The 20139-nt window shown below is 39.8% G+C and carries 20 protein-coding genes; 15 read left to right on the top strand and 5 right to left on the bottom strand.

Features of this window, described 5'->3' with window-relative positions:
* Window positions 1-11 precede the first annotated feature (11 nt).
* From ABJV04_RS17460 to ABJV04_RS17450, 3 genes are all read left to right on the top strand, one after another.
* Window positions 12-1037, top strand: coding sequence for a zinc-binding alcohol dehydrogenase family protein (locus ABJV04_RS17460; RefSeq protein ID WP_348492886.1), 1026 nt, complete (start codon window positions 12-14; stop codon window positions 1035-1037).
* Between the two features lie 54 nt (window positions 1038-1091).
* Window positions 1092-1382, top strand: a complete 291-nt coding sequence (locus ABJV04_RS17455; protein ID WP_348492885.1) for a putative quinol monooxygenase — start codon at window positions 1092-1094, stop codon at window positions 1380-1382.
* A 248-nt stretch (window positions 1383-1630) separates the two neighbouring features.
* Window positions 1631-2407 (top strand): DUF4437 domain-containing protein, encoded by a 777-nt coding sequence (locus ABJV04_RS17450; protein WP_348492899.1) that lies wholly within the window; start codon window positions 1631-1633, stop codon window positions 2405-2407.
* 216 nt (window positions 2408-2623) lie between these two features.
* Here ABJV04_RS17450 and ABJV04_RS17445 read toward each other — a convergent pair whose 3' ends face one another.
* Entirely contained in the window at window positions 2624-4264 is a 1641-nt protein-coding gene (locus ABJV04_RS17445; protein WP_348492884.1) for a response regulator, read from the bottom strand.
* A 363-nt stretch (window positions 4265-4627) separates the two neighbouring features.
* On the opposite strand from ABJV04_RS17445, the gene ABJV04_RS17440 reads away from it, so the two are divergent.
* From ABJV04_RS17440 to gmhB, 4 genes are all read left to right on the top strand, one after another.
* Complete coding sequence (locus tag ABJV04_RS17440) at window positions 4628-5785, top strand: acyl-CoA dehydrogenase family protein (RefSeq protein WP_348492883.1); 1158 nt, start codon at window positions 4628-4630, stop codon at window positions 5783-5785.
* 136 nt (window positions 5786-5921) lie between these two features.
* Window positions 5922-6683 carry an SDR family oxidoreductase gene (locus ABJV04_RS17435; protein WP_348492882.1) on the top strand — a complete coding sequence of 254 codons (762 nt, stop codon included), beginning with the start codon at window positions 5922-5924 and terminating at the stop codon, window positions 6681-6683.
* A 68-nt stretch (window positions 6684-6751) separates the two neighbouring features.
* A complete protein-coding gene (locus ABJV04_RS17430; RefSeq protein WP_348492881.1) occupies window positions 6752-7567 on the top strand; it encodes a putative RNA methyltransferase in 816 nt (271 codons plus the stop codon).
* Window positions 7567-8103 carry a D-glycero-beta-D-manno-heptose 1,7-bisphosphate 7-phosphatase gene (gmhB, locus tag ABJV04_RS17425; RefSeq protein WP_348492880.1) on the top strand — a complete coding sequence of 179 codons (537 nt, stop codon included), beginning with the start codon at window positions 7567-7569 and terminating at the stop codon, window positions 8101-8103. Before ABJV04_RS17430 ends, gmhB begins: the two co-directional genes overlap by 1 nt.
* Window position 8104: 1 nt before the next feature.
* Here the strand turns inward: gmhB and ABJV04_RS17420 are convergent, their stop codons facing one another.
* Both ABJV04_RS17420 and ABJV04_RS17415 read right to left on the bottom strand, forming a co-directional pair.
* The gene (locus ABJV04_RS17420; protein ID WP_348492879.1) at window positions 8105-9637 is read right to left on the bottom strand and encodes a DUF3413 domain-containing protein; all 1533 of its coding nucleotides are present in this window, start codon (window positions 9635-9637) and stop codon (window positions 8105-8107) included.
* Window positions 9638-9862 (bottom strand): DUF1414 domain-containing protein, encoded by a 225-nt coding sequence (locus tag ABJV04_RS17415; protein WP_303473712.1) that lies wholly within the window; start codon window positions 9860-9862, stop codon window positions 9638-9640.
* Window positions 9863-9983: 121 nt separating this feature from the next.
* On the opposite strand from ABJV04_RS17415, the gene yejK reads away from it, so the two are divergent.
* From yejK to ABJV04_RS17395, 4 genes are all read left to right on the top strand, one after another.
* On the top strand, window positions 9984-11033 hold the full coding sequence (gene yejK / locus ABJV04_RS17410; RefSeq protein ID WP_348492878.1) for a nucleoid-associated protein YejK: 1050 nt from the start codon (window positions 9984-9986) through the stop codon (window positions 11031-11033).
* Between the two features lie 101 nt (window positions 11034-11134).
* Window positions 11135-12010, top strand: a complete 876-nt coding sequence (locus ABJV04_RS17405) for a 6-carboxytetrahydropterin synthase (RefSeq protein WP_348492877.1) — start codon at window positions 11135-11137, stop codon at window positions 12008-12010.
* Window positions 12003-12815, top strand: a complete 813-nt coding sequence (locus ABJV04_RS17400; RefSeq protein ID WP_348492876.1) for a M23 family metallopeptidase — start codon at window positions 12003-12005, stop codon at window positions 12813-12815. The genes ABJV04_RS17405 and ABJV04_RS17400 overlap by 8 nt, the downstream gene beginning before the upstream one ends.
* 85 nt (window positions 12816-12900) lie before the next feature.
* Entirely contained in the window at window positions 12901-13302 is a 402-nt protein-coding gene (locus ABJV04_RS17395) for a hypothetical protein (protein WP_348492875.1), read from the top strand.
* A gap of 261 nt (window positions 13303-13563) precedes the next feature.
* On the opposite strand, the gene ABJV04_RS17390 is transcribed toward ABJV04_RS17395, so the two are convergent.
* Window positions 13564-15351, bottom strand: a complete 1788-nt coding sequence (locus ABJV04_RS17390) for a PDZ domain-containing protein (RefSeq protein WP_348492874.1) — start codon at window positions 15349-15351, stop codon at window positions 13564-13566.
* Window positions 15352-15609: 258 nt separating this feature from the next.
* Here ABJV04_RS17390 and ABJV04_RS17385 point away from each other — a divergent pair, with 258 nt between their 5' ends.
* The 4 genes from ABJV04_RS17385 (at window position 15610) to ABJV04_RS17370 (ending at window position 18987) form a co-directional block, all read left to right on the top strand.
* A complete protein-coding gene (locus ABJV04_RS17385; RefSeq protein WP_348492873.1) occupies window positions 15610-16290 on the top strand; it encodes a flagellar brake protein in 681 nt (226 codons plus the stop codon).
* 121 nt (window positions 16291-16411) lie between these two features.
* Window positions 16412-16873, top strand: a complete 462-nt coding sequence (locus ABJV04_RS17380) for an Mpo1-like protein (protein ID WP_348492872.1) — start codon at window positions 16412-16414, stop codon at window positions 16871-16873.
* A gap of 220 nt (window positions 16874-17093) precedes the next feature.
* The gene (locus tag ABJV04_RS17375) at window positions 17094-18173 is read left to right on the top strand and encodes a histidine kinase (RefSeq protein ID WP_348492870.1); all 1080 of its coding nucleotides are present in this window, start codon (window positions 17094-17096) and stop codon (window positions 18171-18173) included.
* Entirely contained in the window at window positions 18163-18987 is an 825-nt protein-coding gene (locus tag ABJV04_RS17370) for a LytTR family DNA-binding domain-containing protein (RefSeq protein WP_348492869.1), read from the top strand. Before ABJV04_RS17375 ends, ABJV04_RS17370 begins: the two co-directional genes overlap by 11 nt.
* Before the next feature lie 92 nt (window positions 18988-19079).
* Here the strand turns inward: ABJV04_RS17370 and ABJV04_RS17365 are convergent, their stop codons facing one another.
* The gene (locus ABJV04_RS17365) at window positions 19080-20078 is read right to left on the bottom strand and encodes an ATP-dependent 6-phosphofructokinase (RefSeq protein WP_348492868.1); all 999 of its coding nucleotides are present in this window, start codon (window positions 20076-20078) and stop codon (window positions 19080-19082) included.
* Window positions 20079-20139: the final 61 nt, after the last annotated feature.

The raw sequence follows: 20139 nt of genomic DNA, 5'->3' as shown, positions 1-20139 counted from the left end.
GGAGATTTATCATGAAAGCAATTGGCTACACTCAATCATTACCTATCAACAATCCTCAGTCATTGGTTGATATTGAATTACCTAAACCTTCAGCTTCAGGGCACGACTTGTTAGTTCAAGTAAAGTCGATTGCAGTTAATCCTGTTGATTATAAAATTCGCCAAAATGTCGAGCCTGATAATGGCGGATACAAAGTTATTGGCTGGGATGCCGTCGGTGAAGTCATCGCAACAGGCGAACTGGTTAGTCATTTCAATCCCGGCGATAAAGTTTATTACGCTGGCGATTTAAATCGTTCAGGTAGTAACGCTGAATATCAATTAGTTGACGAGCGAATCGTTGGTAATAAACCTAGAAGCTTATCTGATAGTGAAGCGGCCGCATTGCCACTTACGACGATCACTGCTTGGGAGTTATTATTTGAACGTTTGTCAATAAAACAACAGCATGCAAATGATAAAGAGCAGTCAAGTGACATTATTTTGATTGTGGGTGCTGCGGGTGGCGTTGGCTCAATGTTAGTGCAGCTTGCTAGTGTATTAACAGGAGCAACGGTTATTGCTACAGCCTCTCGTGAGAGTTCAGCACAGTGGGTAAAAAAACTTGGAGCAGACTATGTAGTTGATCACTCAAAGCCGCTAAAAAATCAAATTGAACAATTAAATATTGGACAAGTAACCCATGTTGCAAGCTTAACCCACACAGATTCATACTTAGATAGCTATGTCGATTTACTTGTGCCTATGGGAAAAATTGCCTTAATTGATGATCCTGAATCATTAGACATAACTAAGCTTAAGCCTAAAAGTTTGTCACTACACTGGGAATTTATGTTCACTCGTTCAATGTTCCAATCGAAAGATCTCAATGAACAGCACCATATACTTAATAAAATAACTGACTTAATTGACCAAGGTTACATCCAAACAACGGTTGGCAAAAACTTAGGAACGATTAATGCTGAAAACTTAAGAGCAGCGCACGAAGCACTAGAATCAGGAAAATCTATTGGAAAAATAGTCCTAGAAGGTTTTTAAACGTAAGTATTACAACTAACAATTAACGAACAAATTGTGAAAAGGAAATTAATCATGGCAAATTTAACAGTCGTAGCAAACATTAAAGCAAATGCAGATAAAGTTGACTTGGTAAAGGCTGAACTTTTAAAACTTATTGAAATCACTCGTGCAGAAGAGGGGTGTATTAATTACGACTTGCATCAAAACAATGAAAGCCCTGCACACTTCATGCTTTATGAAAACTGGGAATCACGCGAACTTTGGCAAACCCACATGGCTAACCAACACATAGTAGATTATATGTCTGCGACAGAAGGAGCTGTAGCCGAGTTTACGCTCAATGAAATGACTGTGTTTGCTTGACCTTTAAATATTGTCAAAACATATGTCTGGTGGTTTGAACGGCAAAACAGTATTGCTGTTCACCACTTCAAACACCTAGGCTGTACTTATAAAAGTAACTAAATCTTATTTGCCATTGTTATCTTTTAATTACCACTAATGGCCGTACTTTATGGCTATACAGTCTTCCTACTTTTATATTGATTGAATCAAACCTTTAAAGGAAACTCACTATGAAGCATTTAGCTTTTACATTTATCTTATTCTCAATGTTCTTCTCAGCCTCAACGTTGGCAGATAGTAAAAAGTTAAAAGTTGTTAAAGCTAGCAATATTGATTGGGGCTATTTAAATCCAGCACGAGGAGATTTGAGCCCCGGTGCAGCAAACCTTTGGGGAGAACGAACTAAAGATTCAGCAACAGGCATGTTAGTTCGGTTTAAAAAAGGTTTTCAATCGCCCCCTCATATACACAATATAACCTATCGCGGTATTGTGATTGAGGGGCAATTACATAACGACGATCCAAAGGCTGAAAAAATGTGGATGCCAATGGGATCTTATTGGACTCAGCCTGCTGGAGAAGAGCATATTACTGCTGCAAATGGTGAAACCAATCTTATCTACTTAGAAATTGATTCTGGCCCATACCTTGTAAAGCCATCCAGTGAAAAATTTGATAATGGTGAGCACCCTATAAACCTTCATAGAAACAATATTGTATGGATGGAACATAAGGATTTAAACTTCATCGAAGCTAAAGGTGTAAAGGCTTATTTTGTTTGGGGTGAACCTTCTAAATTATCAGGTTCGATGGTTAAGATACCCGCAGAGTTCAAAGGCACGATACATACTGAAGCGAGCGAATTTAAATCGGTTATTATTGCAGGTCAAGTTAACTACAATAGCAAAGAGCAAAAAGCAGTATCGCTAGAACCAGGTAGCTACATACAGTCATCTGGAAAAAACTTTCACTTCATTGAGAATAAAAGCAATAAAGAAATAATCATCTACATACGGACAAATGGCAAATATAGAATATATTAAGGTAAAACAAGGTTTTTTGTTAATGTACACAGGGAGAGTGAACAGCTGCTTATAGCACTTGAAGGCCTACATTAGCGATTATGCTTTTGTCCGTATTTGACTACACAAGAGTCTGTTAGGATTTATTTCGCTTTAATTATAGAATCGCCAGATTAAATGATGACTAATTCAGCTTGTTTGGCTTTTTAAACTGCAGTAGAACATTTTAGAAATGAGTTATTCGCCTTTGTTTTCGTTCACAATGAATTGGTCTTTATCTGCGCTGATCCGTCCGCCAATTTCGTTTAACCGTTTGCGGTTGCTGCTGCTTAATTCTCGTTTGTCTAATTCATTAAACAATTGTAAGGTTTTTGCTTTTTTATATTCAGCTAAATTAGATTCCAATAATCCTTGCAGTAGGTTTAACCCAAAGGCCGCTTCTTTTGGGAAAAGTAAGTAAGCCTGATAAAAATAATCTACGGATTCGTTGTAGCGTTGTTGGTTATGCAGATGTAGACCTTGTTTATTAAATTTAAGGGCTCGGGGTCGCCGTTCGCCTAATTCTTCTTCTTGTTTGGCTATGGCCATTGAAGAAATGGTTTGATCAGTTAGATCTTCGGTTTCTAGCATTTTCTCTTCGCAATCAAATAAAATTTGTGCGGCTCGCATTTCATCTCCAACACCTAGCCAACCTTTTATGGCGTCGGTCATGGTAGGCACGTCTGCAGCCTTAAAGTCTTTTTGATCCGCCTCTTCTAAAAGGGCAATGGCTTTGTCTTGATCATTTTCTAGTATTGCCACAAGAATGTTCATGTAATCACGTTTGATCGCGAGGTTTTCTTCCAAATAATTGCGACCTGCGTTACCGATTAAAAATCGTGCGACTTGTAAGGCGTTTGCTCTTTCATTAATTTTTTTTGATTCCGCTATGGTTAGATAACAGCGAGCCAATTCCAATGATAATTCTGCATATTTTTCTCGGATATCTTTGGCATTGAGGCGTTTTCGCTCTAACAGATCAATTGCTTTATCCATTTTGTTTTGCAATTGATAAATAGAGGACTTGAGCTTAGCTGCTGGCATAGAAAGGGCGCTTTCATTGATTAAATCAATATATTCCTCTGCAACTTCGTATTCTTTTCTACCAATACAAATGCGAGCTAACCACTCGCAGGCCTTGTCGTTGGTTAAGTGGGCACCTAACATGTCTTTTAGTAATTCTTCACTAATTTCAATTTTGCCGGCTAAATACTGAGCGTGTATAAGGCCCCATTTTGCCCAAATTACGTTTTCGGCACTTTTTAACACGCCACTGTACAATGCTGCTGCTTCGTCAAATCTAGACAGTTTTAACAATAATCTTGCACGGATCTTTAATAAGGTTGTGCGTGATTTTGGGAGCGGATTATTTTTCGCGATTTCTTCCAGTTTTTGTAAAGCATGCTCCCATAGTTTTTCGTCCATCAAGGATAAAACGGGCATCAATTGTCTGCGAATTTTCAACGTATTAGCGATGGTTTTTTCGAGTATTCGAATGGTGTAGGGCTTAATGACTAAATCGTCAGGGTGGATATCAACAATTTGTCCGATAATCAGTGGTAGTCGGTCAGAGGTAACAAAGATCAGTCCTGTGGTGTGCTTTAACAGCTTTTCACGGGTTAATTCTTGAATGACTTCTACGCCATTTTTGTGATCGCCAAGATGAAAGTCCATCAGAATTAAATCGAATGGGCGTATTTTCAAGGCTTTCTTGAGCTCTCTGCCATGGATAAAACAGGAGACATTAGAATAACCCATTTCAAGCAAATGGTTCCGCAAAAGAATTCGGGCCATGCCATTATCTTCAACTACAGCGATGTTGATTTTAGGTCCAACCACGATGATTTTCTTCTTTCTGATCAATTTATTACGACAATATACCAAGCATAGTATCAAAATAACAATGTACATGGCTATGGATAGATATTTATCCCTATACGAATGTAAAAATAAAGGGGGTAAACACAATTTAGAGCCCAATAAATTACCGTGAGTTTAATCTGTGAAAAGGAGGGGGTAGCTTTAGCGCAAATGCCTAGGTTGGTTGCACAATCCAATGGTTAAAGCAAAGTGTATACAGATGTTGGCAGCGACTTAATTCATTAATTTTTATATTACGTTAACGTTAAGGTTAAAAGTTTGATAATCTTATTTACATCAAGTTAACACTCGTTTTATAGGTATTTTGCAAAGGTAACTCATATGAATTTTGACTTAACCGAAGATCAGATTGCTTTCGTCGATACTGCGAAACAATTCGCTGAGCAAGAGCTTGCTCCCCATGCTGCCCGTTGGGACAAAGAGCATATATTCCCAAAGTCCGTCATTCAAAAAGCCGGTGAGTTGGGGTTTTGTGCACTTTATACTCCTGAAGACGCGGGTGGTTTGCAGCTTAGTCGTTTAGATTCTGCCCTTATTTTTGAACAATTAGCCAGTGGTTGTACTGCCACTACAGCAATGATGACCATTCATAATATGGCCACTTGGATGATTGCCACTTGGGGAACCGAATCCATCAAATCGGCCTGGTGTCCAACCTTGGTGACTGGTGAGCATTTAGCCTCTTATTGTTTAACTGAGCCAGGATCGGGTTCAGATGCGGCATCATTACGTACCTCTGCGGTAAAAGAAGGTAATAATTACCGAATTAATGGCTCTAAAATGTTTATCTCCGGAGCTGGCGAAACGGATGTTTTAGTGGTTATGGTAAGAACCGGTGAGAAAGGCCCAGGTGGTATTTCTGCGGTGGTTATTCCAGCAGATGCTGAAGGTGTTATTTATGGTAAAGCTGAAGAAAAAATGGGCTGGAATGCGCAACCGACTCGGTTAATTACCTTTGAAGATGTATTGGTACCCGTAGAAAACTTGCTTGGTGAAGAAGGGGAAGGATTTAAATTCGCTATGATGGGACTTGATGGCGGCAGAGTAAATATTGCCACTTGTTCCATCGGTACTGCTCAGCGAGCGTTAGAGACGGCAACGGAATACATGCAAACCCGAACTCAGTTTGGTAAACCGTTGGCAGCATTTCAAGCACTGCAATTCAAACTCGCCGATATGGCCACGGAGTTAGTTGCAGCGCGGCAAATGGTGCGATTAGCAGCCTATAAAATAGATAGTCAAAGCCCAGACAAAACCACGTATTGTGCGATGGCAAAACGTTTTGCCACTGATGTTGGTTTTCAGGTCTGCAATGAGGCTCTGCAAATACATGGCGGTTATGGTTATATTCAAGAATACCCACTTGAACGTCACGTGAGGGATGTACGAGTACATCAAATTTTAGAAGGTACCAATGAGATTATGCGAATGATAATTGGACGACGTCTATTGGCCGACAGTGATAATCAAATTCTGTAAATAAACAGGTTAAAATAATAAAATTTAAGGTTCAGGGAATTGATGTTTGCAGCTTAAAAAGCGTTACGCTATACCATTCCTTTAGAGCCTATTTTGATAACAACTAAGTATCGCGATAAAGATTGAAAGGTGAGTTATGGAACTTAAAAATAAAGTAATTGCAATTACCGGTGCGGCTCAAGGCCTTGGTTTGGCGATGGCTAAAACCTTTGCCGATGCTGGTGCCCATGTGGCCATGCTGGATATGCAAGATATTGTGGTTAAATCCGCCGCTGAACAGATTTCTGAGTTAGGCGTAACCGCTAGAGGCTACGCGGTTAATGTTACCGATGAATCCGATGTGGAATACGTATTTTCCCAAATAAAGAATGATTTTGGTCAATTAAATGGCTTAATCAATAGTGCAGGCATCATGCGTGATGGTATGTTATTGAAGGTTAAGGAAGGAAAAGTCGTTGATAAAATGTCAAAACAACAGTTCCAATCTGTTATCGACGTGAATGTCACAGGAACTTTTTTGTGCGCTCGTGAAGCGGCTGCAACCATGATTGAAACCAAAAGTTCAGGCGTGATTGTTAACCTATCCTCAGTGTCTCGTGGGGGTAATATGGGGCAAACCAATTATTCTGCTTCAAAATCAGCAGTGGCAACAATGACAGTGACCTGGGCCAAAGAATTAGCTCGTCATAATATTCGTACTGGCTGTATCGCACCTGGTTTAGTTAACACCGCCATGGCGGCACAAATGCGCCCAGAAATGATAGAACGATTCTTGTCGACAGTGCCCGTCGGACGCTTAGCAGAAGTGGAAGAATTAGGTCATGCGGCGAAATTTATATTCGAGAATGATTATTTTACGGGGCGGACACTTGAATTGGATGGTGGAACAAGGGTCTAATACCCCACATTCTTTCATCGCTGTGCTGTAATTTAGCTTAGCGTCAAATTTAAGGTAGTGTTAATTACATGTGGATTTGTCCTGCTTGTGGTCTTCCATTGTCGTTGGAAGCGGGTACTTGGCGTTGCGCAGCTAATCATAGTTACGATCGAGCCAAAGAAGGTTACGTAAACCTGCAATTGGCTCAGGAGCGCAACAGCAAGGCTCCTGGTGACAATAAAGAGATGATATTGGCTCGCCGTGAATTCCTGCAACAAGGTTTTTACGACCCGTTGATTGCGCGCATCGCTGAGTTGATTCAGACACATTGTGAAGGTCACGATTTAGCCTTGTTCGATGCCGGTTGTGGCGAGGGCTATTATATTGATCAGATCCGCAGTCACTTAGAAAACGCCAGTTATCAATGTACTGCAGCGGGCTGTGATATATCCAAAGTGGCCATTCAACGAGCGGCTAAAACACACAAAGCCTGTCAATTTGCCGTAGCCAGCACCTTTAAAATTCCTGTGGGGAATGAAAGTACGGATGTCGTCATCCAAGTTTTTGCGCCTTCCAGTGAGGAAGAGGTGGCGCGTATCTTAAAACCTGAGGGATTATGGATTTTAGTGAATCCAGGACCCATGCACTTACAGCAACTTAAAGAGTCAATTTACGCGGAATCAAAACCTCATACACTGAATCACTTAGATACCTCTAATTTTGTAATACAAGACAGAGAGTCATTGGCGTTTGATTTGGACTTCCAAAGCCCAGAGCAGCGTTTGGCATTGTTAAAAATGACTCCCTATTTTTGGCATACTAGTGAACAGAATAAACAACATTTCTTGCAATCCGACAAAGTATGTCAAACAGAGTTTGATATCCAAATATTGAGAAAAAAATAATGACCTCAAAAGCATTGTTTTTAGATAGGGATGGAGTGATCAATGTTGATCATGGATATGCATCTCGACCACAGCAAATTGATTTTATTGAAGATATATTCCCATTGTGCAATTGGTTTCAACAGCAGGGGTATTTAATCATAGTAGTAACCAATCAATCAGGTATTGGACGTGGTTACTATACAGAAGAGGACTTTTTACACTTATCACAGTGGATGCAAGCAGAGTTTGCACAGCGCGGCATAAAAATAGCGGAATTTTTCTTTTGTCCTCATCACCCAGAAAAGGCGAAAGGGAAGTATTTGAAGGATTGCTCTTGTCGAAAGCCTAACCCCGGCATGCTGGAACAAGCCAAACAAAAATACGACATTGATATGTCAAAGTCGGTCATGATTGGTGATAACAAGACAGATATGATGGCAGCAGCGCAAGCAGGGGTGACTAAACGCTTCCTCTACTCAACTGCTGATTTACCAGATGACACTAATATCGGTTATGAATGGGTTGATAGCCTAACGCGCATATATCCCATGTAGCCTAATAAAAGTGCATTAAGTGTTTAATTGCCTGACTTAACAAACCTGTGTTCAAACTATCAATACTCTCTTCACCCGTCTGGCGGTCGAAGATCTTGTAGCTACCGTTGGCCAATACTTCAATGCGATTGTCATTTTGCATCACAATGACTTTACTGCCTTTCGTTCCTACTACCCAATTACGACGAGGGCTTTGCATTGGCTGTCCAATGGAGTAATCGTCGGAAAGTGCTTTGCAGCCTAAATTTTCTAGCACGGTGGCCGGAAAATCTAAGTGACTAGACAGGGTTTTGTTTAGAGCGAAGTTTGCATACAAAGGTACTTGCTGAATATCATCACGATTAGACGCAAGTTTAGAGATAATCACCTGATTATTATCCAACACACCTGATGCTATCAATTGTTGAATATTTTCAGCGCTAACAAAGCCTACTGCTAATTTCGGTTTATCAGAAATACTTGCCTTGGCAAAGGTGTCAAAGCCTGAATTTAACGCCGTTAATTTATCATTTTCCAAAGATAAATCAGAATATAAATAAACAGGTAGTCCTAGCTTTTGCGGAAGCTCTAACATTAACGGAGTTTTATTCGCTAATTCAGATGTATAAATTTCAGGCAAACCAAACAGGCTCGAAAATTGAGAAGAATGCTGGTTAGAACTCAAGTCATAATGATTGTTGTACGCTGTTAGCGAAGAGTTCTGTAGATTTAACTCGGTATCATCGGTTTGTATAAGTAACACAAGACGCTTGTTAATGTTTATGCTGCAATAAACAGGTTTTACTGGGTAGTTAACTCCATGAACGCTGCGATCAAACTGCAGTGCTTTGCGCTGTTTATAATTTTCTATATCCAATAAACCATACTTCGACATGAGTGCCTTAGCTGTAGCTGGATAGGATAGGGGGAACAAGTTATCTTGTTTAACTATAGGTTGGTACAAGTTTGCGTCAGCCCAAATGTGCAACGCATGACTACACACAAAACAGACTACAAATAAACTGCTAATAGGAGCACCTAAACGAAATTTTTGTAATCGTTCAATTCGTTTCCATAACGCGTTTGCGAGTATCAGTTGGAATGATAACCATACGACAAATAACAATAACAAAAAGCCCCATTGCTGCCATCCAAAAGCATTGATAACAGGCTGGGTTTCGCTTTTAATTAAATCAGCAGAGCCAAAGTTAAGATGTAAGCCATATTTAGTATATAACAAGGCATCAAAAGCTAAGAGGGCCAAGCCCAAAGCTGCAATAGTAGATGCCGCCCCTCGTATGAAGCGTGATTTAGGAAACGCATAGATAAGGGGTAAGACTAAAATCACAAACGCGAAAAAAGTTAAGAAGCCAATATGGCTAACCCAATTAACTAATAGAAAGGTAATTCCCAACAATGAGTCTGGTAAGGGTGATGCAAAAACGTAAATTCCAGCGATCACTAAAGCGACGACAATATTGGTAAGAGTAAACCAGTGACCCCAAGTGACTAACTTGGTTAACATTATACGGCGGGGTGTTTCTGAGAGTATCATTTATTTTTGTTTTCCATTGATACTTTTCATCAAGATTTGTGTAAACTGAGCGGCCATTTTTTCGCGCTGGTTATCGTTTACTTGATGCAAAAAGATGTTGGTGATTACATTTCCCAACGCCATTAAAGATAAATCTCTGTTTGCTTCATTTTTTTCAAGAGCAAATACGATGTCATTCATTAGCGCTTCAAATTGAGCGTCTGAATATTTGGATTGTTGCGGCATGTTTGAACCTTTAAACCGATTTAGGTAAATAGTAACAAGTATTCGAACAGATAGTAACTAGGTGCTGTTTATTCAATGGTCGGTTTTTTTATTTTTTATCACTTTAGAAGGTTAGATTTTCATGAGCGCTGTTATTCAACACTTTGTGGTACATCAATTAGGTATAAATGAACAACAAGAATTAACGGTTGTTCCCAAAAGCACCTGTTTTGACGTTACGCCTGATATTGAAACACTGGCACAGCAAATCAATCAAGTGTTCAATCAAAAGCCAGGCAAAGGGGTCGGAAGTTTTATTGATCAACAGTCTCAAACTGATGATCCAGCTGATGAAGACGCAATTAAAGGGAACGATGCGTTCCGGACTGAATTATTAGCGATGATTGCCCAGCCTGACACCTTTATTGATTTCAGTGTTGCCAGTTGTGAAAAGCTCAAAAAAAGTATGCTAGAGATGGCGACGGTGGAAACCGGCTTTGTAATCTTTAGTCACTATGAATTTTTAGCCACCGAGTATTTAATGATCGCGTTGTTAAATACTAAACAACACGTTGAAATCACCGAAGGGTTAGAATTAACTTACAGCGATCACCTTGACCTTGCAAAAATGCAACTGGCGGTAAGAATTGATTTAACCCAATTAAAAACGCAACCTGAACAAAATCGTTATATTAGTTTTATTAAAGGTCGAATGGGCAGAAAAGTGTCTGATTTCTTTATGCACTTTATTGGTTGTGAAGAGCTTGTAGATATTAAACAGCAAAATAAACAACTGCTGAAAACAGTAGATGAGTTTATTGCCTCTGAACAATTAGATAAAGAAGAACAACATCAAACCCGCCAAATTGTGTCCGATTATTATAAGGCTAAATTGGAACAAGGGGATGACATTCAAATTGAAGAATTGTCACAAAGCTTGCCTCAAGAAGAGGGGCGGAATTTTGTAGACTTTAATCAACAAGCTGAAACGCCTTTAGAATCATCGTTCCAAGCGGATCGCAGTGCATTAAAAACCTTGGCTAAGTTTAGTGGTCAAGGTGGCGGTATTAGTTTGAGTTTTGACCGAGCATTATATGGTGATCGTGTGCAATATGATTCAAATTCAGACACCTTATTAATTAAAGGCATCCCGCCTAATTTAAAAGATCAGTTAACTCGAAATAACAGCTAGGTTTGTCTAATACAAACATGCCGTTGTTATCTGAATGCGATATACTTGCGCATCTTTAAACGTTTATTCACTAGATTAAAATTACAGGACTACTTTACACTATGCAGCTTTTTGTCAACGACTTAACCGTAATGGACTTTTCCTACCTTTGTGCACAAAGAGGGATGGTTGGTGAAAGTTGGATTGTGGATGTGGTCTTAGATGGTGAACTTAACGAAGAAAGTATGGTACTCGACTTCGGAAAAGTGAAAAAAGAACTTAAGTTTCTTATCGACGAATATGTCGATCACAAATTACTTGTGCCGGCGGAACATGCATTTAGCAAAATTAAGCGTGATGCCAATAGCGGTGAAGTAAAAGTGGATTTTCTGCGACCAGATGGTAAGTCCATTCACCTTCTGTGCCCGGCTGAAGCTTATGCGTTTGTTTATGCAACAGAAGTCGATATCGAGTCTGTCGGCCAATACTTAAAAGAGGTAATTGCCACCCATCTTCCAAGTAATGTTGATGGAATCGAATTAATCTTGCGTCCCGAAGTGATTAATACGCCATTTTATCATTACACCCATGGCCTAAAAAAACATGATGGTAACTGTCAGCGTATTGCTCACGGACACCGTTCTAAAGTTGTGGTGTATGAAAACGATGAATTGAATTTAGATTGGCAGGAGTATTGGTCCAAACGTTGGCAAGATATATACATTGGTAGTGAAGAAGACATTATCGACGGCCAACAAAGTGTTTTATCTGAGTTTGTTGAAGATATCACCACGCACTTTTTCTTTAATTACGAATCATCTCAAGGTGAATTTTCACTGGCGATTCCTAAATCTGAATGTGACATTGTAAATACTGACTCCACAGTGGAATGTTTAGCCCAATTTATGGCGTTAGAATTAAAACAACAACGTTCACAAAGTAGTTTCAAAGTGCTTGCATTTGAAGGGGTTGGAAAAGGAGCCATTGCGTATGCTTAAAATCTTATTTGTTAGTTTTTTTAGTTTATTGGTGAGTTTGAACACCCTAGCAGTTGAACTGCAAGGAGAGTTTTCCCAAGGATCACTAATACGCGGAAAAGCGCCTGAAGGCAGCCAAGTGTGGTTGGATGGCAAAGCATTAGAGGTATCTGAGCAGGGTTATTTTGTATTTGGTTTTGGTCGTGACGCCGAGCTAAAACATGAACTTAGCTGGCAGGCACCAGAACAGCCTAAACAACTCCAAGAAGTAATTTTGAAAAAGCGTGAATACAATATTCAACGGATTGAAGGGTTACCACCTAAAATGGTCACTCCTCCTGAAGATGTTTTGGCTAGAATTCGCTTAGATAACCAACAAGTGGCTAAAGCACGGGCCCTCCGTGACTCGCGTACTGACTTTATGCAAACCTTTATTTGGCCTGCAGAAGGCCCCATCAGCGGCGTATACGGCAGTCAACGGGTTTTAAATGGTCAGCCTAAAAGACCGCATTTTGGGATTGATGTTGCCGCACCAACAGGAACACCTGTTTATGCTCCCGCCGATGGGATAGTTACCCTTTGGGTACCTGATATGTATTATTCAGGTGGCACTATGATTATCGACCATGGTCATGGTGTTTCCTCAACGTTTCTGCATTTACATGCCGGTCATGTAGAAGTGGGCCAGACAGTAAAGCAAGGTCAGTTGGTAGCAGAAATAGGGGCTACTGGGCGTGTAACAGGCGCACATTTAGATTGGCGAATGAATTGGCAGAATCAACGAGTTGATCCTGCGTTTCTTGTCCCTACAAGAGTCGCTGATTAAAATAAATTCTTTGCTAAAAACTGTACCATGGCTATCTGGATTTGGTGATATATTTTGTATTGAGTCATAAACAAAGGTTTCTGCGATGAAATACGATTTAGACATGAGTACAATTATTGGCATTAAACCCATGAAAGCCTCTGAAGTGGTAAAAATACATCGAGTGTTGGATGGTTTTGAACCAAACGGCGTCGCTTTCGAAGATGTATTGCAACAAACTAAAATGGATCCTGTTCGGTTAAGAGAGTTATTAGATAAGTACCATTTTTACTTTACCGAGGTGGGAGACTCCTCCCGTTATATTGTTAATCGTTACCACTACGACGAATCTGATTTAGATGAAGTTATTGACAGTATAGAGAGACGAAACATACGTTTTGCCATCGCTAAATTTACACCATTCTTTTTAATCGGCTTGCTGTTTTGCAGTGCTACAATTGGATTTATGCTCTCAGCCATTGTTAATAAGAATGGCGGTTATTTTTAGTCTCGACTTGGCCGAAATAGGTACAAAAGCCTGTGAGTAATCTTTATGTTGTGGAGTGATAAGTAAAACTCCACAAGGAAAATAAAGGCAAAAACTCATTCAAGGCAAACACAGGCATTCAAGGCAAACACAGGCAAGAAGTAGTCTACGAAAGTAAATACACTCAGGGTAAATTCATTTGAGCTAAATTTACTCGAGCTACTAAGAGCTTAGATCAATAACGGTGTTAATTGTTCTAAACACCGTTATTAAATGGTTGTGCTAAGAGTTCAGCCACAGAGCTTGCTTTTGTTGATCAGAGGTTGTTAGGTAAACAGTGTCTTTGGATGCGGGTAGTATTGGCATCTCAAAGGTTTTTAACTTGCCATCGCGAAACACAAACAATTTCACTAAAGTCTGATCTTGATAATTCTCTAGGGTACTGAAAAACGTATCTTTGTTTATTTGCCATTGTTCAATAGCAATCAGGTTGTCTTTAACCTGTAAACCCGCTTTAAATGCTGCTGAATCTTCTAAAACTTGTTGAATTGAAATGCCCGCTGCTGCAGATTCAAAAGTAGCGCCAAAATCAAGAGTAAGGGATTCTTCCGCTGGTTTTCCCCCTTTGTCACTGGCGTCTTTCCTTGCTCTAAAATGCATTTCAACACCAAACTCGGCTAGCAATTCCTCCGTTGGCAGAGGGCAGGTAGAATACAAAGCGGTGTCTAGAAAATTATCCAAATCAAGATTTAAGTCTTCTTTCAATATCCGTTGAATTGAGTCGTTTTGAGTGCCCAAATTGACTGACCCAAATTGTTGCCAAAGTAATTTTAATAGGTCAAAAATAGTGTGCTTGTGATTGGACTCTTTGCGAATTAATAAATCTAAGCACAGGGCGATTTCCGCTCCCTTAGCATAGTAACTTACGATATTGTTAGCAGCACTGGCATCTTGCTGATAAAAACGAGTCCAAGCGTCATAACTGGACTCTGTCACCGTTTGCTTGGAATAGCCTGGGTTACGTTTGAGCCGCGTTAAGGTTTGAGCCAAAACTTCAAAATAACTGGCTACGTCAATTAATTCGCAGCGCAACAAGCTCAAATCATCAACATAACTGGTAAAGCCTTCGTAAATCCATAATTGCTCTGAATAGGTTTCTTTACTTAAATCTAAATTAATAAACTCCGCCGGCTTTGTTCGTTTAACATGCCAAGTATGGAATAACTCGTGGCTGCATAAACTTAAAAACGTACGATAGCCGTCTGGCATTTTATGTTGCTGCGCTTTTGTGGGAAGTTGATTACGCGGGAATTGTAATATTGTCGAGTGGCTGTGCTCTAAGCCGCCAAACCCAGATTCACACAGCAACGTAATAAATAGATAACGATCTATTGGCGTGTTGTTGTCAAAAAGGTTTAAATGGTGTTCACAAATTTTCGGTAAGTCTGTACAGATCCTTGCCATATCAGCTTGATGAGAACCGGTTAAAATAAATTCAAACTCCACGTTTTTAACTGAAAAGCGGGCAATATCCAGTTCACCTAAAATAACCGGGTGGTCAATCAACGTTTGGTAATTATCAGCTTTAAAAGACTGAGTTAATTTGTTGGTTTGAGTTTGCAACATGGCCGTTGCAATTGACCAGGTATCTGACTTTGTTTCGGGTAGGCTAACATTGACACTACATGGGCCACAGTAGCCGTCGACTTCGAAGAAAACACTAGTGCCATTAAAAAATGCATATTCATCGCAGATGTAGGCGCTTCTCACCGACAAATCAAACGCATACACAATACTTTCAATATGAACCTTGCCAGTCTCCGTGCTAACTTGCCAAGTTTGTTTATCTAGCTTCTCTATATGCAAACTGTTTTGATTATCATCATAGGCTTTGAGTGACACAATGTTCTTGGCAAAATCTCGGATCATGTAACTGCCTGGGATCCAAGCGGGGAGTTTGAACTTGATATCTAGCTTGCCAGGAATATTGATAGTTTGAATGACTTTAAATGTGTGACCGGCTATTGAGTCAACTGTAACGGCGTAATGAACTTGTTCAGGTGTTTGCAAAGTTGTGCTCTATTTAAACTGTAGTGATGTGAATTGACCGCCAGTTTACTCCTAGTAAATGGCGAAATGATAAGGTTCAAGCATAACCGATAGCCAGTGTTGAGTTAAGTCTAAAACAGGGTAAGGCATTGATATTATTCTCTGATAGGGCAGTTAAAAGTTGTAGAGTCGTAGTTTAAATGATAAAAAACATACAATTCATAGGGATTTATGACTTCAGTGATAATCTACTGTTAACCTTTAGGAGAATTCAAACAAGTGGCAATAGTGCAGGAAAAAGCGGGCTTATCTCGGCAAGATTTGCGTAAATTGCGCGCTATGCGTCCCGGGTTAGCTTTGGATCTGCAAATTATGGCTGGGTCTGGTGTCTCAAGGATTAAGACCGAATTTGTGGGGATGGACGGTAACCGCTTTTTAATCATTAAGTTTCCTGATGAAACTCGTTGGGGTAATTTAGGGGATGTGATATATCCTGATGCTGTTTTAGTGGTGCGCTATATTCATGAAGAAGACGCTGGAGAAGTGGTTGCATTCAAAGTTAAAATTAGTGTCATAGTTAACAGTCCAGCACGTTATATATTTACGACATTCCCGGTTTCACTTCAATGTCATGCGTTAAGAAGCGAGCAACGAGCACAGGCCCATGTGCACGTAACCGTGGTGGAAACGGAAACTGATGTGATGCTATTTGATGGTTTGATTGTGGACCTATCCTCAAGCGGATGTAGAGTGTCTGTAGATCGGCAATTGGTTAAACAAAAGTTAGCCATTAAAAGTCATATTACGTTAGCGATTAAAAATCCCGACGGAAAAATATCCGAATTAACGGGTATAGTTATGAATCAAAAAGTGGATGAGATTCGTTTTTACTTAGGTGTTAAATTTGAAGCATCTGAGAAAGTTGTAGAAGGTTTGCTACATCAGTTGATGATAGCGTAATCTATGCATAGCAACATTATAGGCGTTGTCGTGGGGATAACTCCTAATTAGGTAGCATCACAATTAATAATTAAAAATAATTTATATTGTGCAGAGCTAACGCTCCATTTAAGAGGTATTTATGCGCAGAGTTGAAATGTTATTAAACGAATATGGCGAAAGTCATAAAAATAAAACGAATATTCTTATTCACGGAATTGCTGTACCAGCCATTTACTTTGTGACTTTTGCACTGATTTGGTGTATTCCAACTCCTGAATTTTTGAATCATTTCGATATCACTTGGGCCCATGTGATTTCTATTCCCGTGCTTTGGTATTACTTTAAGTTGTCAGGACCAATTGGTGCAGCCATGACCTTGCTTACCATTCTTTGTTTTGGTGGCGTGAGGCTGTTAGTTTATTTGAATATATCGGTGTGGCAATTTAGCTTGGCATTATTCGTTATTATGTGGATTTTACAATTTGTTGGGCACAAAGTTGAAGGTAAAAAGCCATCATTTTTCAAAGATTTACAGTTTTTATTAGTGGGTCCAGCATGGTGGTGGGTTCATTGGTTAAAGCGATTTAATATTCAATATTAAATGAAGGTAGAGCCTTACTTAAGTAAGGCTCTGGCCACAACCTAAGAAACGGATCCGCGCAAATTCAATTTTGTTTTTTCCACAAGATATAACCCAATCCAGTCTTTTGCTTAATCTGCTGCCTTTGCGACAAACCTAACTAAGGTTGGGATTAATAACGAGTTTTTTGGATCTAGCAGGCGTATACTCAGGGCTTAACTTGTTCACTTGAGAGCGACTATTGTTCAATTGGCAAAAACTATACGAAAATCGTGAAAGACTATTTTGGACCCTTCATACTGGAGGGTGGTTTGGTTTCGCGATAGTTTATTACATTGGTTCATTCTTGCATGATGTGCGCGGAATTTGGATACTTGTTATAGTTCTTAATGCTATGGCGGGTTGGCTGTTAACTATACCTCTTCGCTACATTTATCGATGGGCTCATCAACAAAGTGCTTGGAAAATGCTACTGACAGTAGCAGCCAGTGCATATTTCATCGCTTTATTCTGGGCGGTTCTAAAGAATATTAATTATTGGGAAATTTATAAGCACGGCTATCGACCTGATGCCTGGTTTATGTATTTTACTAATACTATCAACTCGCTGATCATGGTGGTGTGTTGGAGTGGTTTGTATTTTGGGATTAAGAACTTCCAAATGCTACAAAAAGAAAAGCAAAATGCCCTCAAAGCGTCAACAATGGCCCATCAAGCGCATTTGAAAATGCTTAGATATCAACTTAACCCTCATTTTTTGTTCAATACATTGAATGCCATTAGTACACTAATTTTGGTTAAAGACAATAAAACCGCTGAGGCTATGGTCAGTCGCTTAAGTGATTTCCTACGCTATTCTCTTGATAAAGACCCCATTAAAAAGATTTCTCTTAAACATGAGATACAAGCGTTAGAGTTGTATTTAGAAATTGAAAAAGTACGCTTTGACGAGCGTTTAGAGGTTGAGTGGGATATCGCTGATGATTGTAACGATGCCTTGGTGCCTAGCCTTATATTGCAACCCATCATTGAAAATGCCATTAAGTATGCTATTTCCAAAATGGAAAAAGGCGGTAAAATAAAAGTGGTTGCTAAATCTTTCGGGCGAGATTTGATGCTTGAAGTCAGTGACAATGGCCCTGGTGCGGATATTGAAAATGGCCAGCTAAACCGAAGCAATGGTGTTGGACTGCCTAATATTCAAGAAAGACTTAACTCATTGTATTCCAATAACTTTTCTTACGTCGTATCTCACAATCAACCAACCGGTTTAAAAGTGAGCATTCGAATTCCTTTTGAGGTGAATGAAGGTGACAACTAAAATTAAAGCGTTGATTGTTGATGATGAGCCGTTAGCTAGAAAGGGCTTGGCGGTAAGGTTGCAAGAATTTGACAATATTGAAGTATTGGGAGAATGTCAAAACGGTCTAGAAGCAGTTTCTGTCATTCCTCAATTACGTCCTGATTTGGTTTTCCTCGATATACAAATGCCTGGACTGAACGGCTTTCAAGTGATTAATAAACTACGGGAATTACAGCAACCTATTCCCATTATTGTGTTTGTTACCGCTTATGACAGCTATGCTATTAAAGCCTTTGATATTCATGCATTAGATTACGTTTTAAAACCCATTGATGAAAAACGCTTGCGAGTAGCAATCGAAAAAGTAACAGCGGTATTCGGTCAAACCACCGAAGGTGAGCAAAAAATAAAACTCGCTAAGTTAGTGGCGGAGTTCACCGGGGATGATTGCGAAGATATTTTACAACGTTTGGCATCAGGTGAGAGTTTAGATAACAAACGTTATCCGTCGATACTAGCGATTAAAGATGGTTCTGAAGTCACTCGGGTTGCCGTTGATGATATTCAATGGATTGATGCCGCAGGGGACTACATGTGTGTTCATGCACTTGATGGCACTCACATTATGCGTCGGACTATGAAAGAATTGGAAGAAGAGTTAGATCCTCGAAAATTTGTCAGAGCCCATCGTTCAGCCATCGTCAATATTCAGTATGTTACTAAAATGGTAAGCCATGTTAGTGGTGAATATCATCTTGTACTTAGTAACGATACTGAGTTAAAAGTTAGCCGCAGCCACAGAGATAAAGTGAAGGAAATGATTAGGGTGTAATACCCTCTATTTTCACTAATCAACGCCTAGTGTGTAAATAGCAGCTTCAGTCACATGCCTTAATGTGGCTGAGCTCAAAGATCCTAACGGCACTAAGGACGTTTTAATATATCGAATAAATCTTGCTGGATTTTAACTAAGTAAGGATCTAAAGCTTTATTTTTCTGCCAACTGGTTTGTATATCATTGCACACTAATTGTTGATTTATTTCACCCACCATAACGCCAGATTTACCTTCAAGTGCCATTTCAACAGCAAAGGCTCCCAGTTTGGTTGCTAAAACTCTGTCTTGAGATACAGGAGAACCGCCTCTTTGGATATAACCTAGGATCACCGGACGGCAATCAATCTGAGTTTTTTCAGTGAGCATTTCAGCAAGATTAGTGATGCCATCTGGCCATAGGTTTTCCGTTACCACTACGATATAACTGGAATTTCCTCTGCGCTTTTTCACCGCCTCGATATGTTCAACTAAATTTTCTAATTCATGGTCGCAACTACGGGATATTTCTGGCAGTAAAATATGATCTGCAGCAGAGGCAATAGCAGCATTGAGCCCAATAAAACCAGCGTGACGTCCCATTACTTCAATAAGGAAAATACGCTCAAAGGCATCAGCGGTATCTCTAACTTTATCAATTGAATCTAACGCGGTTTCAATCGCTGTGTAGTAGCCTATTGTAGCGTCTGTGCCATTTACATCATTGTCGATAGTGCCGGGAATTCCAATAACTTGACCAGACCAAAACTCAGTGAGGTGTTTTGCGCCGCGAAATGACCCGTCACCTCCAATGACTAAAAGCGCCTCAATACCCAGTGCATCCAAGTTTTTTGCCGCCATCTTTGGGGCATCATCTGATTTAAAACTTAGACACCTCGCACTGTTTAAAATAGTGCCGCCGCGCTGAATAATATTTTGAATGTTTTTCGAACGCAGATTTAAATATTCCTGCTCAAGTAAGCCATTATAACCATGGCGATAGCCATAAACCTCTAAACCATAACGCAAGCTTGTTAACACTATCGCGCGGATACAAGCATTCATTCCCGGCGCATCGCCGCCTGACGTGAGAAGCGCAATCTTACGCATGTATATAATCCCCTTGATTGAACAAAAATTGATAACTCCTTGTTAAACATAGTCCTTATAC

It is taken from the genome of Aliiglaciecola sp., assembly GCF_039982535.1.
Lineage (GTDB): Bacteria > Pseudomonadota > Gammaproteobacteria > Enterobacterales > Alteromonadaceae > Aliiglaciecola.
The sequence above is the reverse complement of the archived record's forward strand: the minus strand, read 5'-3'. Positions and strand labels throughout refer to the sequence as shown.

Excerpts from the sequence above, each read along its gene's own strand:
- ABJV04_RS17430 (WP_348492881.1), top strand. The coding sequence starts at position 6,752 with ATGTGGATTTGTCCTGCTTGTGGTCTTCCATTGTCGTTGGAAGCGGGT.
- ABJV04_RS17460 (WP_348492886.1), top strand. The coding sequence starts at position 12 with ATGAAAGCAATTGGCTACACTCAATCATTACCTATCAACAATCCTCAG.
- ABJV04_RS17420 (WP_348492879.1), bottom strand. The coding sequence starts at position 9,637 with ATGATACTCTCAGAAACACCCCGCCGTATAATGTTAACCAAGTTAGTC.
- ABJV04_RS17405 (WP_348492877.1), top strand. The coding sequence starts at position 11,135 with ATGCAGCTTTTTGTCAACGACTTAACCGTAATGGACTTTTCCTACCTT.
- ABJV04_RS17440 (WP_348492883.1), top strand. The coding sequence starts at position 4,628 with ATGAATTTTGACTTAACCGAAGATCAGATTGCTTTCGTCGATACTGCG.
- ABJV04_RS17400 (WP_348492876.1), top strand. The coding sequence starts at position 12,003 with ATGCTTAAAATCTTATTTGTTAGTTTTTTTAGTTTATTGGTGAGTTTG.
- ABJV04_RS17435 (WP_348492882.1), top strand. The coding sequence starts at position 5,922 with ATGGAACTTAAAAATAAAGTAATTGCAATTACCGGTGCGGCTCAAGGC.
- gmhB (WP_348492880.1), top strand. The coding sequence starts at position 7,567 with ATGACCTCAAAAGCATTGTTTTTAGATAGGGATGGAGTGATCAATGTT.
- ABJV04_RS17415 (WP_303473712.1), bottom strand. The coding sequence starts at position 9,862 with ATGCCGCAACAATCCAAATATTCAGACGCTCAATTTGAAGCGCTAATG.
- ABJV04_RS17455 (WP_348492885.1), top strand. The coding sequence starts at position 1,092 with ATGGCAAATTTAACAGTCGTAGCAAACATTAAAGCAAATGCAGATAAA.
- ABJV04_RS17380 (WP_348492872.1), top strand. The coding sequence starts at position 16,412 with ATGCGCAGAGTTGAAATGTTATTAAACGAATATGGCGAAAGTCATAAA.
- yejK (WP_348492878.1), top strand. The coding sequence starts at position 9,984 with ATGAGCGCTGTTATTCAACACTTTGTGGTACATCAATTAGGTATAAAT.
- ABJV04_RS17395 (WP_348492875.1), top strand. The coding sequence starts at position 12,901 with ATGAAATACGATTTAGACATGAGTACAATTATTGGCATTAAACCCATG.
- ABJV04_RS17450 (WP_348492899.1), top strand. The coding sequence starts at position 1,631 with ATGTTCTTCTCAGCCTCAACGTTGGCAGATAGTAAAAAGTTAAAAGTT.
- ABJV04_RS17365 (WP_348492868.1), bottom strand. The coding sequence starts at position 20,078 with ATGCGTAAGATTGCGCTTCTCACGTCAGGCGGCGATGCGCCGGGAATG.